Origin of the sequence: Anaerobutyricum hallii DSM 3353 (assembly GCF_000173975.1) — a bacterium.
Taxonomy (GTDB): Bacteria; Bacillota; Clostridia; order Lachnospirales; family Lachnospiraceae; genus Anaerobutyricum; species Anaerobutyricum hallii.
Window position 1 is genome coordinate 18,695 of record NZ_ACEP01000101.1, and the last position, 14,270, is coordinate 32,964.

Genomic DNA, 14,270 nt, shown 5'->3' on the forward strand with positions numbered 1-14,270 from the left:
TTCTTGCACTTGCTTTTGTGGCTGATTTTCCGCCAGTCGTACCCGAATTTCATCAACATACGCACCGCGTACGCCTCAAAAATTTGGACACAACTGACAAAAAATCTTCTCACAAAATCAAGCACAAAAAGATTCCGAGAGTACATCGGATAATTACGGAGGGAATTATGTACAAGGTAAAACTTACAGAATTTGTAAACAAGATGAATTTAAAAAGCCTGTTACCAGATATTGATACAGACAGCATTATGATTGAGCAGTCTGCGGTAAACCGTCTTGCATTGCAGCTTGCCGGATTTTTTGAACATTTTGATTCAGAAAGAATTCAGGTAATCGGTAATGTTGAGGCAGCATATATGAAGCAGCTTGCACCGGAATCTATCCCGCCTCTTTGTGAGAAGATTTTCAGCTTTAATATTCCATGCCTTGTATTTTGCCGTGGATTAGAGCCGTCACAAGAGATGCTTGATACAGCAGAAAAGAACGGTGTTCCAATCTTTACAACAGAGATGACAACTTCAGATTTTATTGCGAACTCTGTACGCTGGCTGAGCGAGGAACTTGCTCCACGTATTTCCATTCATGGTGTTTTGGTTGACGTATACGGCGAAGGTGTTTTGATTATGGGTGAGAGTGGAATCGGAAAGAGTGAGGCGGCTCTTGAACTGATTCACCGTGGACACCGTCTTGTATCCGATGATGTTGTTGAAATACGTAAAATCAGTGACGACACCCTTCTGGGAACATCTCCAGATATTACAAGACATTTTATCGAACTTCGTGGTATCGGTATTGTTGATGTAAAGACATTGTTCGGTGTGGAAAGTGTAATGTATAACCAGACAATTGACATGGTTATCCGTTTAGAAGACTGGAACAGAGAAGCAAACTACGACAGACTTGGCCTTGATGAAGAATATATTGAGTTCCTCGGCAATAAGGTTGTCTGCTACTCTATTCCAATTCGTCCGGGTCGTAACCTTGCGGTTATCGTAGAGTCCGCAGCGATTAACTATCGTGCGAAAAAAATGGGATATAATGCAGCACAGGAACTTTATAACCGTGTAACGGGAAGTCTTTCTACGAATAAAGAAGAACAGAAAGAACAGTAATTAAGATTTGCAAAAGAGCTAAAGTGTGTTTGGAAAATCTGAAAGCAATCTAATCCTCTGATTTATGGTATATCAGATGTGAGATGACTCCCATATCGCAGCAAGAATGCCGGGGTAATCTTGAATTTGCAGAAAGTATTTTTCGGATACATGCTGATTATGAACAGGTAATTTTTTGTTTAGGAATTTTTAACAAGAATCATATATGAAACTTTTTTGCACAACAAATGTTCTGGGAGATAACAAAAATATTAGCTTTTTTTGGCACTTTATCTAAAGGGAGCGAGAAAGCTCCCTTTTATTTTGTGTTTTTTCCACATTGTACTTCCCCACGTTTTAGAGTATCATATAGTATGTATCTAAATATAGGATGCAACTATATAGTTGTTTTAAGTGTTTTAGATAGGAGATATATAGGAGATATTATGAATAAGGAATTCCTTCAGAATTTGAGAGAGCAGATTAAAGCAGGAACAGTAACAGAGCAGGAACCGATGAATAAGCACACAAGTTTTGCCATTGGAGGCCCGGCAGATGTTTTTGTTCAGCCGGCAACAAGGGAAGAAATCAGAAGTGCGGTTTATTGTGCAAAAGAAGCGGGGATTCCTTTTTTTGTTATGGGTAATGGAAGTAACCTGCTGGTATCGGACGAAGGTTTTCGAGGAATGATTATCCAGATAGGTAAGAACTTCCAGGCAATTTCTGTGAAGGATACAGTAATTGAAGTGCAGGCGGGTGCTTTGCTTAGCAGAACAGCCAGAGCTGCATGGAATGCCGGACTCACCGGTTTTGAGTTTGCGGCAGGAATCCCTGGCTCCGTAGGTGGAGCAGTTGCCATGAATGCAGGAGCATATGGCGGTGAAGTGAAAGATGTCCTTCTTGATGCGGAAGTATTGACGCAGGAGGGAGAATTTCTTACATTAACGGGAGAGGAATTAGATTTGTCTTACCGTCATAGCTGTATTTTTGAGAAAAACTACGTTGTTTTGTCTGCGCGTTTTTCATTTGAAAAAGGTGAGTCTGATAAGATTAAGGCACGAATGGATGAGCTGGCCAAAGCCAGAAGAGAGAAACAGCCTTTAGAGTTTCCAAGTGCGGGAAGTACTTTTAAGAGACCGGAAGGTTATTTCGCAGGAAAGTTAATTCAGGATGCCGGATTAAAAGGCTATACCGTAGGCGGTGCACAGGTATCCGAGAAGCATAGCGGATTTGTGGTTAACCGTGGCGGGGCGACAGCAGAAGAGGTAGCTTTTTTAATAAAACAGGTACAGAAAAAAGTAATGAAACAGTTTAATGTTATGATGCAGCCGGAAGTCCGCTTTGTCGGATTTGCGGATACAGAGGTGAGAGAGTGAGATTTGTAATAGTTTCCGGCATGTCTGGTGCAGGAAAGAGTACCGCATTAAAGGTTCTTGAGGACTTTGGTTTCTTTTGTGTGGACAATCTGCCAGTTGCATTGCTTCCGAATTTCGGAGAGATTGCTTCTGACAGACAGACTGAAGTAGACAAAGTGGCGGTAGGAGTTGATATCCGTAACGGAGAACAGCTCACCAGATTAAACAGTCAGTTAGAAGTCTTGTGTGAACTTGGAATAGAATATGAGATTCTGTTTTTAGATGCAGAAGATGAGACTCTTGTCAAGCGATATAAAGAGACAAGAAGAACCCATCCGCTCGCAAAGGAGGACCGCATAGAAACGGGGATTTCCAGAGAGCGTGAGATGATTTCTTTTATCCGGGACAGGGCAGATTATATTATTGATACAACGACTCTTCTTACCAGAGAATTACGACAGGAAGTGGAGAAAATTTTTGTCGGGAATGAGGAATATGGTAATTTTATTATCACAGTACTCTCCTTCGGATTCAAATATGGAATCCCTTCAGATGCTGATTTGGTATTTGATGTGCGTTTTCTTCCGAATCCTTATTATGAGCAGGCATTGCGTCCGCTCACAGGTAATGACCGTTCCATTCAGGAATATGTCATGAAGAATGGAGACGGCCGAAAGTTTCTTGATAAACTGGAAGATTTAATGCAGTTTCTTATCCCACGTTATTTAGACGAGGGAAAGAACAGCCTTGTTATTGGCATCGGCTGTACCGGTGGCAAGCATCGTTCTGTTACGATAACGAACGGGCTTTATGCAAGGCTGAAAAAGTTTCCGTATACCGTTCGTATGGAACACCGGGATATTGAGAAAGACGCCCGGACAAAAGGAAAGTAATCGAGTAATTGATGTAAGGAGATAGAATATGTCATTTTCTTCTGAAGTAAAAGAAGAACTTTCTCATGTGGACGGTCACGAAAATCACTGCATGATTGCGGAACTTGCCGCAATTATTGGACTTTGTGGAAAAATCAAATGTGAAGATGGAAGATATTCTCTCATTCTTCACACGGAAAATGTATCAGTAGCCAGAAGATTTTATTCTCTGATTAAAGACGTTTTTCATTTTCAGCCGCAAGTTTCTACAACACAGCATGAATTTTTAAAAAAGAATCGCTTTTATATGATTTCCATAGAGGAATCTGGACAGACGTTAAAGATTTTAAAGACAGCACAGCTTATAAATAATCTTGGACAGATGGACGAAGAATTTTCTGTGAAAGATAATCCGGTATTGCAGCGTACCTGCTGCCGCAGAGCATTTTTGCGCGGAGCATTTCTTTCTGCCGGTTCTATCACAGACCCGGAGAAGAATTATCATTTTGAAATTGCCTGCATATCAAGTGAGAAAGCAGCGCAGATAAAAGAATTGTTTGAATTTTTTGGATTAGAGGCGAAGATTGTACTGCGAAAGAAATATTATGTAGTTTACTTAAAAGAAGGTGCTATGATTTCGGACACATTGAATATAATGGAAGCACATATTGCTCTCATGAAGTTTGAGAATGTACGCATTTTAAAAGATGTGCGTAACTCAGTAAACAGGAGAGTAAACTGCGAAGCAGCGAACATAAATAAGACCGTATCTGCAGCGAGAAAACAAATTGAAGATATTGAATATATAAAAAATACAGTTGGTTTAGAGCGATTATCCGAGAACCTTCGGGACATTGCCTATGCCAGGTTAGAGGAACCGGATGCAACATTAAAGGAACTTGGCGAAAAACTTAGTTCTCCAGTAGGAAAGTCCGGTGTGAATCACAGATTAAGAAAACTGAGTCAAATTGCTCAGGATATTAGAGAAAAAGGGCATCTGTAATATTTTTTCAGTATTTGCTTTGGCAAAGCTGAAAATACTAAGATAAATTTATTTCATTTATAGCAAAATAGGAGGTTAACATGATTTCAAAAGAGATGGAGATTAAAATCCCTTCAGGATTAGACCCAAGCACCATTGCGTTATTCATTCAGATTGCAAGCCAGTATGACAGCAGTGTATATGTGGAGGTGAAAAACAAAAAGGTGAATGCCAAGAGCATTATGGGAATGATGACTTTAGGTGTTCCAGCAGGTGGAAAGATTAATGTAATTGCAAAAGGCGATGATGAAACAAAAGCAATTGAACATATAGGTAAGTATTTGAATAATGATTTGGCTCATTAGAAGAGACGAATCCTTGTAAAGAAATATCCCCAGATGTGACTTTAGTCGCGGTGGTTTGAATGCTCGCATCCAAATCTTGCTCCGAAGCCACATCTGGGGATATTTCTTTGCAAGGATTCTGACTTTGCCAGACCGAAAAGAGAAAATCATTTTTGTCGGGAGATTTGAGATTTTAAGTGGAAGGTAAAGAATTCGAAACAAACAGAACCCCCGAAGCCTGGCATATGTAAAAATGCGCCTTAGAGCAAACTCTTAATGCGGTTGAGCATTAAGAGTGCAGTGATAGAGTGCATTTTTACATATGCCAGGCTTCGGGGGTTCGTCTGTTTAGCCACCAACCTCACTATTGCAGAGGCCGCAGGCCGTAATACCCGTAGATTAGCCTTTCATCAAATGAAATCAGAGCCCATTTTCCATCCTTAATTCCGAATACGATTTTTCCCGTAGTTTTTCTCGTTGGGCCGTTTTTCTTTGTTTCTTTGTACCAGTTTTTCAAGTTCTCAGATATGTCAATTTTTTCGATGGATGTCTGGCTGCTTCCTCCTAAGAGGGAGGAGATAGAGTTCTTTATGGAAGTCCATAAAGAGGAGTTTCCATCGGTAATCTGGGATTTGATTTCATCATAGATGGTTCCTGGCAGGCTGTAGAAGTCGATATTTTTTGTAGTGACGGTTACAGTGCAGGAGTTATAGGTTGCGGAGACATCGGTAATTTTGTAAGATGCCTGATCGACCATCTCATCACATAGAGTAGTTACGTCAATACTGTCAACATCTACGAGTGAGCCGAGTTCGCTATCACCGATGTATGTTTTTAATTGTTGTTTTACGAGTTCTCTTACGTTTGGTTCGGACTTCAGTGGTTCCGGTAAATCGGAAGGAGCCACGTCGGAGAAGTCCATATTTTTGGCGTAAGTGAAAATCTGCCTGGTTGCTTCCCGGCAACCTTGTTTTACGCGGGAAATGTAATAAAAGTATCCTCCGATTCCGCCTGCGATAAGGCAGCAGATAAGAATAGCTGCAACGATCGGTACAAAGCTTTTTCTCTTAGGGGCAGGTTGATTTATGTCATTACCTGATGATACCTGATTGTAAACTGCATTGCTTAAAGGGGTGTGACATTTTTTACATATCTTTTCGTTCTCATCATAATATGTGCCACAGTTTGGACAATTCATGAGCAGTCCTCCTTTTTATAATAAAATTTTGAATCGTTCAGAAACATGCAAATTTAGTTGATTTTTGTTTTGATTAGTTATTATAGAAATTATTTTTTCTTCTTTTTTTATAAAATAATCTGAAAAACATAGTTAGTATGCCTTCTTTTATATTTAAAAGTATAGGGGCTTTTTTTGTGTGTGTCAAGATAAGAGGTTTTTCGATTTTTCCCTGTATGGATAGACAAAAATTGCCGAAAAAGTTACAATAATAGCAAGTGATGATTATCAAAATCAAGTACAAAAAGATTCCGAGAGCAGATTATTGAATATAGGAGGGACAGATGTGAGAGGGAAGAAAGCAATTTTATGTATAGGCTATATTATTGTGGCAACGATTTGCATTGTAAGTATTGCGCTTTTATTTTTCAGCAGGAATAAGAATGAGAGTGAAAAATCGAAAAGAACAATCGGTGCTTTGTATATGACAATGAATAACCCGTATTTTGAAGTGATTAATGAGGAGATTAAAGCGGTTGTGGAAAGTAAGGGCGATGTGCTTGAAACAAGGGATTCGGGCATGGATGCGAAAGTGCAGGCAAAGCAGGTGGAGAAATTTATTGAAGAAAAAGTGGACTGTATTCTGATTAACGCTGTGGACTGGAAAAAAATAGGCTCTTCATTAGAAAAAGCAAAAAAAGCAGGGATTCCGGTGATTGCTGTGGATGCGTTGATTTATAACCGGAGTTTTGTAGATGGTACGGTTGTTTCAAATAATTATCAGGCAGGAGAACAGTGTGCGAAAGATTTAATGAAACGGAGAAAAAAAGGGAAGATTCTTTTTTTAGTTCAGTCGGAAAATAAATCGGCAATCGACCGAATTAAAGGATTTAAGGAAACACTTGAGAAGGCTGGATGGAAGTATGAGAATGTAGGAGAACTTGAATGTCAGGGGCAGCTTGAACTTTCTCAGCCGCTGGTGGAAAAAGTTTTAAATAAAACGAAAGATATTGATGTGGTAATGGCATTAAATGATCCAAGTGCAATGGGGGCGATGGCTGCGTTAGATGCGGAGCATATGTTATCAGATGTTCTTGTATATGGGGCGGATGGTTCGCCGGAGGCTAAAACGATGATCTATGAAAATAAGATGGCGGCAACTTCAGCACAGTCACCAAGAACTACCGGAAAGAAAACTGTGGAAATGCTTTACAAAATTCTTGATGGAAAGAAAACTGAAAAGCAGTGCATTGTTCCTGTTTCCCTTATTACAAAAGACAATATAAATGATTATAGCCTGTCAGGATGGCAGTAAGAGGAAGGAGGAATATCAATGGAAAAAAGAAAGGACGCAGCAGGATATCAGCACCAGTGTTTTACGATGATGGTATTGCTTAATGTGATTATTGTTCTCTTTCTTACTTTTACCATCGTATTGACACAGTACAGGGTGGCGGCGGCCCAGGAAGCACAAAAATTTATTGGAACGCTTAAGGTGATGCCGGAAAGACCGGAACAAAGAATCATTATGGTAGTATTTTCTCTCTTTTTTTTATGTGGGATTATTTATTACAAGAGAAAAAATGAGGCCGAGGGCAAAGAGAAGGTTTTACTGTGGAATGTGTTCGAGATTATCTTTCTTATTTTTGTATTGAAAGAGTTAGATATGTCTTATAATGGAGTGATTTTTCTTGTAGTAGCGGATATGCTCATCTATGTCGAGGACAGGAAAAATAAATTGATATTTTTATTTATTGCATTTTTATGTTACATGGTATGCAGTTACAATCTTGTCACGATGTTTATTCCATTAAATTCTTTTGAGACGTGGGCTGCATTTTATGACTGGAATACAGAAAGGATTTTTCTCAGTGTAAAGACGATTTGTGAGATTACAAATATGGTCTTGTTTCTAATATACATTGTTATTCTTATGATGAAGGACCGAAGAGAGAGAGAACGAATCAAGCTTTTAAATGAACAGTTGCAAAAAGCAAATGAACAGCTTCATGAGTTCGCTCAGGAAAAAGAATTAATGGGAGAGACGAAAGAGAGAAATCGCCTGGCAAGAGAAATCCATGATACGCTGGGACATATTTTAACAGGAATATCAGTTGGGATTGATGCGGTACTGGTACTTATGGATATTGCACCAGATAAAGCGAAAGAACAGCTGGAAGGAATCGGCGATACTGCAAGACGTGGGCTTCAGGATGTCCGCCGTTCGGTAAGAAAGTTAAAGCCGGATGCATTAGAGCGAATGTCACTGAACAATGCGATTCATCAGATGATAGAGGATATGTCAAAGGTCACGAACACGAAAATTTACTTTGTTTCTTATATGGAAGAACTTGAATTTGAGGCAGATGAGGAGGAAGTCATTTACCGTATTATACAGGAGAGCACGACCAACGCTATTCGCCACGGAAAGGCAACAGAAATCTGGATTCGTATTAGCGAAAAAGATGAGGAGCTGATGATTATCATCAGTGATAATGGCTGCGGTTGTGAGTCAATAAAAGAAGGCTTTGGTTTAAAACATATAAGAGAAAGGGTAGAGCTTCTAAATGGTAAGGTTAACTATCAAGGAATGATTGGGTTTACGATTATTGCGAAGATACCGATTCGAAATAAGCTGACTGGAAAAAAGGATAGAGATGAGTTAAATAATCTCGCAGACAATAATGACAAAGCGAAGGACAGTCAGTGAAAATAGGAAAGAGGGTATTTTGAAATATATCAAGAAAATGTCGGCAAGATAAAAATAGAACTAAAATGAGATATTATTAAATATATCGAAAATAATCAATATAATAAAAATAAGAGGAATAGACAATGATCAAAGTATTAATAGCAGATGACCAGGAATTGATTCGGGAAAGTCTGAAAATTGTTCTTGGGGCAAATGAAGATATGGAAGTAACAGGAATAGCGGAAAACGGAGAGCAGGTACTTTCCGAAATAAAAAAGAAAAAGCCGAATGTTATATTGATGGACATTCGTATGCCAGGTATTGACGGTGTAGAATGTACTCGTCTGGTCAAGGAAAAATATCCAGATATTTATATTATCGTTCTCACAACTTTTGATGATGATGAATATATTTTTGGAGCGTTAAAGTATGGAGCAAGTGGCTATCTCTTAAAAGGAATTTCCATGAAGAATCTTGCGGAGGCAATTCGGACAGTTGTGAGTGGAAAGGCAATGATTAATCCAGAAATTACGGATAAGATTGTAAAATTATTTAATCATATGGCACAGAGCAGCTATGCGATTCAGGTGGATAATGAACTTACAGAGGAATTGACAAAAACAGAATGGAGAGTCATTCAGAAAATAGGATGTGGAATGTCAAATAAAGAGATTGCATCGGAACTTGCACTTTCTGAAGGAACTGTCCGTAACTACTTAAGTTCCGTTCTCAGTAAGTTAGAACTCAGGGATAGAACGCAGCTTGCAATCTGGGCGGTGCAAACAGGAGCGGTAAATAGATATATTGGAGAATAAGGTAATTGATATAGTCGGATAAATAAATGAATTTGAATATCGGAGGAGACAATAATGGGAGATATAAAGTTAAAAAAAGGGACAGGAATCCTTTTTGTAATGGCAGTTCTTTTTATTAGCAGCCTGATCTATCTACATTATGGAGACCAGAATACGCTCCGGGTAGGAATTTTTTATGGAAGCAATTGGGAGGTCCCCGGGACAGTGCATTATGAGATTCTTGATCAGGCGATTAAGAAGTTTGAATCGAAATATCCAAATGTAAAGGTAGAATATGAAAAGGGCATTCTTTCAAATGATTATTCAGAGTGGCTTTCAGAACAGATTTTAAAGGGAACGGAACCAGACGTGTATCTGGTATTGGATGAGGATTTTAATACATTAGCATCGCTTGGTGCTCTGAAAAATTTAGATATGTTAGTTGGCGGCGATAAAGAATTTGATTTCAATGTGTTTTATTCTTCTGTTTATAAAGCCGGACAATATGAAGGAAGCCAGTATGCACTTCCGATGGAATGTAATCCGACCCTGATGTTTGTAAATAAGACGCTTTTACAAAAAGAGGGAATTAAAGTCCCGGATAATGACTGGACGTGGGATGATTTTTATGACATCTGTAAAACAATAGTGAAAGATTCTGATGGAGATGGACAGATGGATCAATTTGGATGTTATGACTATACATGGCTACAGGCAGTATATTCGAACGGAATAACACCATTTAATCAGAGCGGGACATCCTCAAATTTTCTTGATGAAAAGTTTTCGCAGTCGCTTGAATTTGTAAAGCGCCTTGAAGCAACAAATCGGAATTATCAGGTCACATCTAATGATTTCGATTTGGGAAAAGTGGCATTTCGTCCGTTTACATTTTCTGACTATAGAACTTACATGCCATATCCGTGGAGAATCAAAAAATATTCTGGCTTTGAATGGACATGTATCCGTATGCCAGCAGGGCCTTCTGGGGATAACCGTTCGGAGATGAGTGCACTTATGGCAGGAATGAGTTCAAGGACAGAGAAAAAGCAATGTGCATGGGATTTTGTGAAATTACTTACAACAGATACAGATATTCAAAAACTTGTATACGAAGATACCTCAGCAGCTTCTGTATTAAAATCTGTAAATACTTCACAGGATACAATGAATCTGCTGAATAAAGATACACCGGGAGACAGCATAATAGATATGTCCCTTCTTGATACAGCAATTGATGCCGGAGTAATTCCAAATCGTTTTGAACAGTATGAAGAAGCTTATGAGAAAACAGACAGTCTTATTAAAAGTTATGTAGATGAGGAGGGTGACAGCAGCACATTTTTATTCCAAATGAAGAATCAAATCGACAAAATTCTAAAAAAGTGACAAATGTCATATAAGAATATGACAAATTCAAATTGATATCAATGACATTCGTTAGATGTATAAAAGGTATTGTTTTGTTATACTTTAATCACAAACAAAGCAAGTCAAAACTACAAAATGTATTTCTGGAATCTCTCCTATAGAAATCAGGTATAAAAGATTCCGTAAGTACATTGAAAAAGGGAACTTAAAGGAGGGAACGAAAGTAATGATTTATACGGTAACTTTTAATCCGGCTTTAGATTATGTAGTATTCCTTGACAATCTGAAATTAGGAGATGTCAATCGTTCTACAAGAGAATCTATTTTTTACGGTGGAAAAGGAATTAACGTATCTACGATTTTGAATACTCTCGGCCTTGAAACAACAGCTCTTGGTTTTGTTGCAGGATTTACAGGAAAGGCAATTGAGGATGGACTGGCAGCACAGGGAATCCACACCGATTTCATTCATCTGCCAGAGGGCAATTCCAGAATCAATGTAAAAGTAAAACATGGCGATGAGACAGAGATTAACGGACAGGGACCAGTAATTACAGAAGAAGCAATCAATGAACTTTTTGCAAAGCTTGATACTCTTACAAAAGAAGATATTCTTGTATTGGCAGGAAGTATTCCAAACACATTGCCGGAAGACATTTATGAAAAAATTCTTGCAAGACTTGAATCCAAAGGAATCCGTGTAGTTGTAGATGCGACAAAAGATTTACTTCTTAATGTTTTAAAATATCATCCGTTCTTAATTAAGCCAAATAACCATGAACTTGGGGAAATGTTCGGAACAGTATGTAAAACAGATGAGGACATCGTACATTACGCAAAGAAGCTTCAGGAAAAGGGAGCAGTAAATGTATTGATTTCCATGGCTGGAGACGGAGCCATTCTTATCACAGAAGATGGTCAGAACATTAAGATGGGAACACCGAAGGGCAAAGTAGTAAATTCCGTTGGTGCCGGAGATTCTATGGTGGCAGGATTTATCACAGGATATATCCGCGGTGGTAATTATGAAGAAGCATTAAAGAGCGGTACAGCCGCAGGTAGTGCCACAGCATTTTCCGAGGGACTTGCATCTCTGGAAATGTATGAAAAGATGCTGAAACAGATTACCGAATAAAGTTTAAAAATGCTGGATCAAATCAGCGAATGTGCTTTGAATTTATTAAAAAGTTCCTGTTATCATTTTATATTCAAAAAGTTGAATGTGATAGAAACTAAAATGAAACAGGAATTTGAGATAAAACAAAAAATATTTTAAATTTTTTAGAGAGGAAAAAATTATGAGAATTGTCGATTTGTTAAAGAAAGAGGCAGTTGTTCTTAACGCAGAAGTAAGCACAAAAGAACAGATGCTTGATTTACTCGTTGACCTTCATAAAGAAGTTGGCAACATCAAAGACAAAGCTGCTTTTAAAGCAGGAATCATGAAAAGAGAATCCGAAGGACCTACTGCAATTGCAGAGGGAATCTGTATTCCACATTCAAAAAATGAAGCAGTTATCAACCCAGGTATTGCAGCAATCACAGTACCATCTGGAGTTGACTGTGAAGCACTTGACGGAGAGCCATCCAATCTTTTCTTTATGATTGCAGCTCCTGCAGAAGGTTCTGATGTTCATTTGGAAGCATTATCCAGATTATCTACTATTTTAATGGATCCTGCTTTCCGTGAAAAGTTATTATCTGCCAAAGAAGTTGATGCATTTTTAGCAGCAATTGATGAAAAGGAAACAGAAAAATACGGAGAAGAAGACAAGGCAGCGCAGACAGCTGAAGCTCCTGCAAAGAAAGCCGGATACCAGGTTCTTGCAGTAACTGCATGTCCAACAGGTATCGCACATACTTATATGGCAGCCGAAGCACTTGAAGAAAAAGGTAAGGAATTAGGAATTTCTATTAAGGTAGAAACTAATGGTTCCGGTGGAGCGAAAAATGTTCTTACTCAGGAAGAAATTGATGCCTGCGACGGAATCATCATTGCAGCAGATAAAAATGTAGAAATGGCTCGTTTCGATGGCAAGCCAGTTATCAAAGTAAAAGTTTCCGATGGTATTCATAAATCTCAGGAATTAATCGAGAGAGCAGTAAAAGGTGACGGACCGATTTATCATCATGAAGGCGGTAAGGCAGCAAGCACTGCTTCCGAAGGAGATGAAAGCTTTGGACGTCAGATTTATAAACATCTGATGAACGGTGTTTCTAATATGCTTCCATTCGTTATCGGTGGTGGTATCCTTATTGCGATTGCCTTTTTGTTAGATGATTATTCTATCGACCCATCTAACTTTGGTATGAACACACCAATGGCAGCATTCTTTAAGACAGCCGGTGGTGTAGCATTTAACTTCATGCTTCCAATTCTTGCAGGATTCATTGCGATGAGTATTGCTGATCGCCCTGGTTTAATGGTTGGTTTTGCCGGTGGTGCAATCGCAAGTGCCGGAACAACATTTGCTTCTTGTTTTAATTCAGACATCACGGTAATTTCCGGTGGTTTCCTTGGAGCATTATTTGCAGGTTTTCTGGCAGGTTATCTGGTATTAGCTTTAGAAAAGATTACTGAGAAAATGCCAAGTTCCATGGATGGTCTCAGACCAATGTTAATTTATCCAGTTGCAGGTCTTTTATTAATCAGTGTGATTATGTTTGCAATTAACCCATTCTTCTCCTGGTTAAACCAGTTACTTGCTGATGCATTAAACTCCTTATCCGGAACAAACAGTATTTTACTTGGATTAATTGTTGGTGGTATGATGTCCATTGACATGGGTGGTCCATTCAACAAAGCAGCATATGTATTTGGTACAGCTTCTTTAGCATACCAGACGGACGCAGGTTACATGATCATGGCAGCCGTTATGGTAGGTGGAATGGTTCCTCCAATCGCTATTGCCATTGCTTCATGGGTATTTAAAAACAAATTCACAGATAATGATAGAAAAACAGCACCAGTTAACGCAATCATGGGACTTTGCTTCATCTCTGAAGCAGCTATTCCATTCGCAGCAGGAGATCCCCTCCACGTTATTCCTCCTTGTGTAATCGGTTCAGCAGTAGCCGGAGCGTTATCTATGGCATTCAAATGTACACTGATGGCACCTCATGGTGGAATCTTCGTATTCCCAGTAGTAGGAAATGCATTAATGTATATCATTGCTTTAGCAATCGGTTCCATCGTTGGAGCAGTTATGCTTGGTCTTTTAAGAAAGCCAGTAGAAAGCAAGTAGTCACGATTGTTCGAATAATGATAAAACAATAATAAACAAACGAACAATAAACGTATAATAAGTGACAGGCAAATGTCTAATAACATGTAAACATATTGCCGTTAGTCATTGACTGGTACCTTAGAGAATATCTATCATGAAGATACCGGCCAAAGATTAAAAAAACAATTTCTTAATTTAGTTGCTATAAATGAAGAAGAAATCTCAGAAACAGTGGAAAGTTACTGTTTCTGGGATTTCTTCTTTTTTGACATTTATTGACTTTCTTATCTAAAAAAATTATAATGTAAATAACTATTAAAAGTCGTATAAGTCATATAAAAATATTTTCCCAGCAAGAATGCCGG

The 14,270-nt window shown here is 38.6% G+C and carries 12 protein-coding genes; 11 read left to right on the forward strand and 1 reads right to left on the reverse strand.

The features are described from left to right. Positions 1–167 precede the first annotated feature (167 nt). From hprK to EUBHAL_RS10155, 5 genes are all read left to right on the forward strand, one after another. Complete coding sequence (hprK, locus tag EUBHAL_RS10135) at positions 168–1,112, forward strand: HPr(Ser) kinase/phosphatase (RefSeq protein ID WP_044922993.1); 945 nt, start codon at positions 168–170, stop codon at positions 1,110–1,112. A gap of 425 nt (positions 1,113–1,537) precedes the next feature. Then, positions 1,538–2,467: a UDP-N-acetylmuramate dehydrogenase gene (gene murB, locus EUBHAL_RS10140; RefSeq protein WP_022169843.1), complete on the forward strand. Its 930-nt coding sequence runs from the start codon at positions 1,538–1,540 to the stop codon at positions 2,465–2,467. Next, on the forward strand, positions 2,464–3,339 hold the full coding sequence (gene rapZ, locus EUBHAL_RS10145) for an RNase adapter RapZ (protein ID WP_005348936.1): 876 nt from the start codon (positions 2,464–2,466) through the stop codon (positions 3,337–3,339). The genes murB and rapZ overlap by 4 nt, the downstream gene beginning before the upstream one ends. Positions 3,340–3,367: 28 nt before the next feature. Next, positions 3,368–4,321 carry a DNA-binding protein WhiA gene (gene whiA, locus EUBHAL_RS10150; RefSeq protein WP_005348938.1) on the forward strand — a complete coding sequence of 318 codons (954 nt, stop codon included), beginning with the start codon at positions 3,368–3,370 and terminating at the stop codon, positions 4,319–4,321. Between the two features lie 80 nt (positions 4,322–4,401). After that, positions 4,402–4,665, forward strand: a complete 264-nt coding sequence (locus EUBHAL_RS10155; RefSeq protein WP_005348940.1) for an HPr family phosphocarrier protein — start codon at positions 4,402–4,404, stop codon at positions 4,663–4,665. Positions 4,666–5,008: 343 nt separating this feature from the next. Here EUBHAL_RS10155 and EUBHAL_RS10160 read toward each other — a convergent pair whose 3' ends face one another. Further along, positions 5,009–5,842, reverse strand: a complete 834-nt coding sequence (locus EUBHAL_RS10160) for a zinc ribbon domain-containing protein (RefSeq protein ID WP_005348942.1) — start codon at positions 5,840–5,842, stop codon at positions 5,009–5,011. Between the two features lie 325 nt (positions 5,843–6,167). On the opposite strand from EUBHAL_RS10160, the gene EUBHAL_RS10165 reads away from it, so the two are divergent. The 6 genes from EUBHAL_RS10165 (at position 6,168) to EUBHAL_RS10190 (ending at position 13,923) form a co-directional block, all read left to right on the forward strand. After that, the gene (locus EUBHAL_RS10165) at positions 6,168–7,136 is read left to right on the forward strand and encodes a sugar ABC transporter substrate-binding protein (RefSeq protein WP_022169845.1); all 969 of its coding nucleotides are present in this window, start codon (positions 6,168–6,170) and stop codon (positions 7,134–7,136) included. Positions 7,137–7,154: 18 nt separating this feature from the next. Further along, positions 7,155–8,531: a sensor histidine kinase gene (locus tag EUBHAL_RS10170; protein ID WP_005348946.1), complete on the forward strand. Its 1,377-nt coding sequence runs from the start codon at positions 7,155–7,157 to the stop codon at positions 8,529–8,531. A gap of 125 nt (positions 8,532–8,656) precedes the next feature. Further along, positions 8,657–9,328, forward strand: a complete 672-nt coding sequence (locus EUBHAL_RS10175; protein WP_005348948.1) for a response regulator transcription factor — start codon at positions 8,657–8,659, stop codon at positions 9,326–9,328. A gap of 54 nt (positions 9,329–9,382) precedes the next feature. Next, entirely contained in the window at positions 9,383–10,696 is a 1,314-nt protein-coding gene (locus EUBHAL_RS10180; RefSeq protein WP_005348950.1) for an ABC transporter substrate-binding protein, read from the forward strand. 208 nt (positions 10,697–10,904) lie between these two features. Continuing rightward, a complete protein-coding gene (gene pfkB, locus EUBHAL_RS10185; RefSeq protein WP_005348952.1) occupies positions 10,905–11,813 on the forward strand; it encodes a 1-phosphofructokinase in 909 nt (302 codons plus the stop codon). Between the two features lie 163 nt (positions 11,814–11,976). Beyond that, on the forward strand, positions 11,977–13,923 hold the full coding sequence (locus EUBHAL_RS10190) for a PTS fructose transporter subunit IIABC (protein ID WP_005348953.1): 1,947 nt from the start codon (positions 11,977–11,979) through the stop codon (positions 13,921–13,923). Positions 13,924–14,270 lie beyond the last annotated feature (347 nt).

Coding starts and splice junctions, on each gene's coding strand:
- hprK (WP_044922993.1), top strand. CDS start 168: ATGTACAAGGTAAAACTTACAGAATTTGTAAACAAGATGAATTTAAAA.
- murB (WP_022169843.1), top strand. CDS start 1,538: ATGAATAAGGAATTCCTTCAGAATTTGAGAGAGCAGATTAAAGCAGGA.
- whiA (WP_005348938.1), top strand. CDS start 3,368: ATGTCATTTTCTTCTGAAGTAAAAGAAGAACTTTCTCATGTGGACGGT.
- EUBHAL_RS10155 (WP_005348940.1), top strand. CDS start 4,402: ATGATTTCAAAAGAGATGGAGATTAAAATCCCTTCAGGATTAGACCCA.
- EUBHAL_RS10160 (WP_005348942.1), bottom strand. CDS start 5,842: ATGAATTGTCCAAACTGTGGCACATATTATGATGAGAACGAAAAGATA.
- EUBHAL_RS10170 (WP_005348946.1), top strand. CDS start 7,155: ATGGAAAAAAGAAAGGACGCAGCAGGATATCAGCACCAGTGTTTTACG.
- EUBHAL_RS10175 (WP_005348948.1), top strand. CDS start 8,657: ATGATCAAAGTATTAATAGCAGATGACCAGGAATTGATTCGGGAAAGT.
- EUBHAL_RS10180 (WP_005348950.1), top strand. CDS start 9,383: ATGGGAGATATAAAGTTAAAAAAAGGGACAGGAATCCTTTTTGTAATG.
- pfkB (WP_005348952.1), top strand. CDS start 10,905: ATGATTTATACGGTAACTTTTAATCCGGCTTTAGATTATGTAGTATTC.
- EUBHAL_RS10190 (WP_005348953.1), top strand. CDS start 11,977: ATGAGAATTGTCGATTTGTTAAAGAAAGAGGCAGTTGTTCTTAACGCA.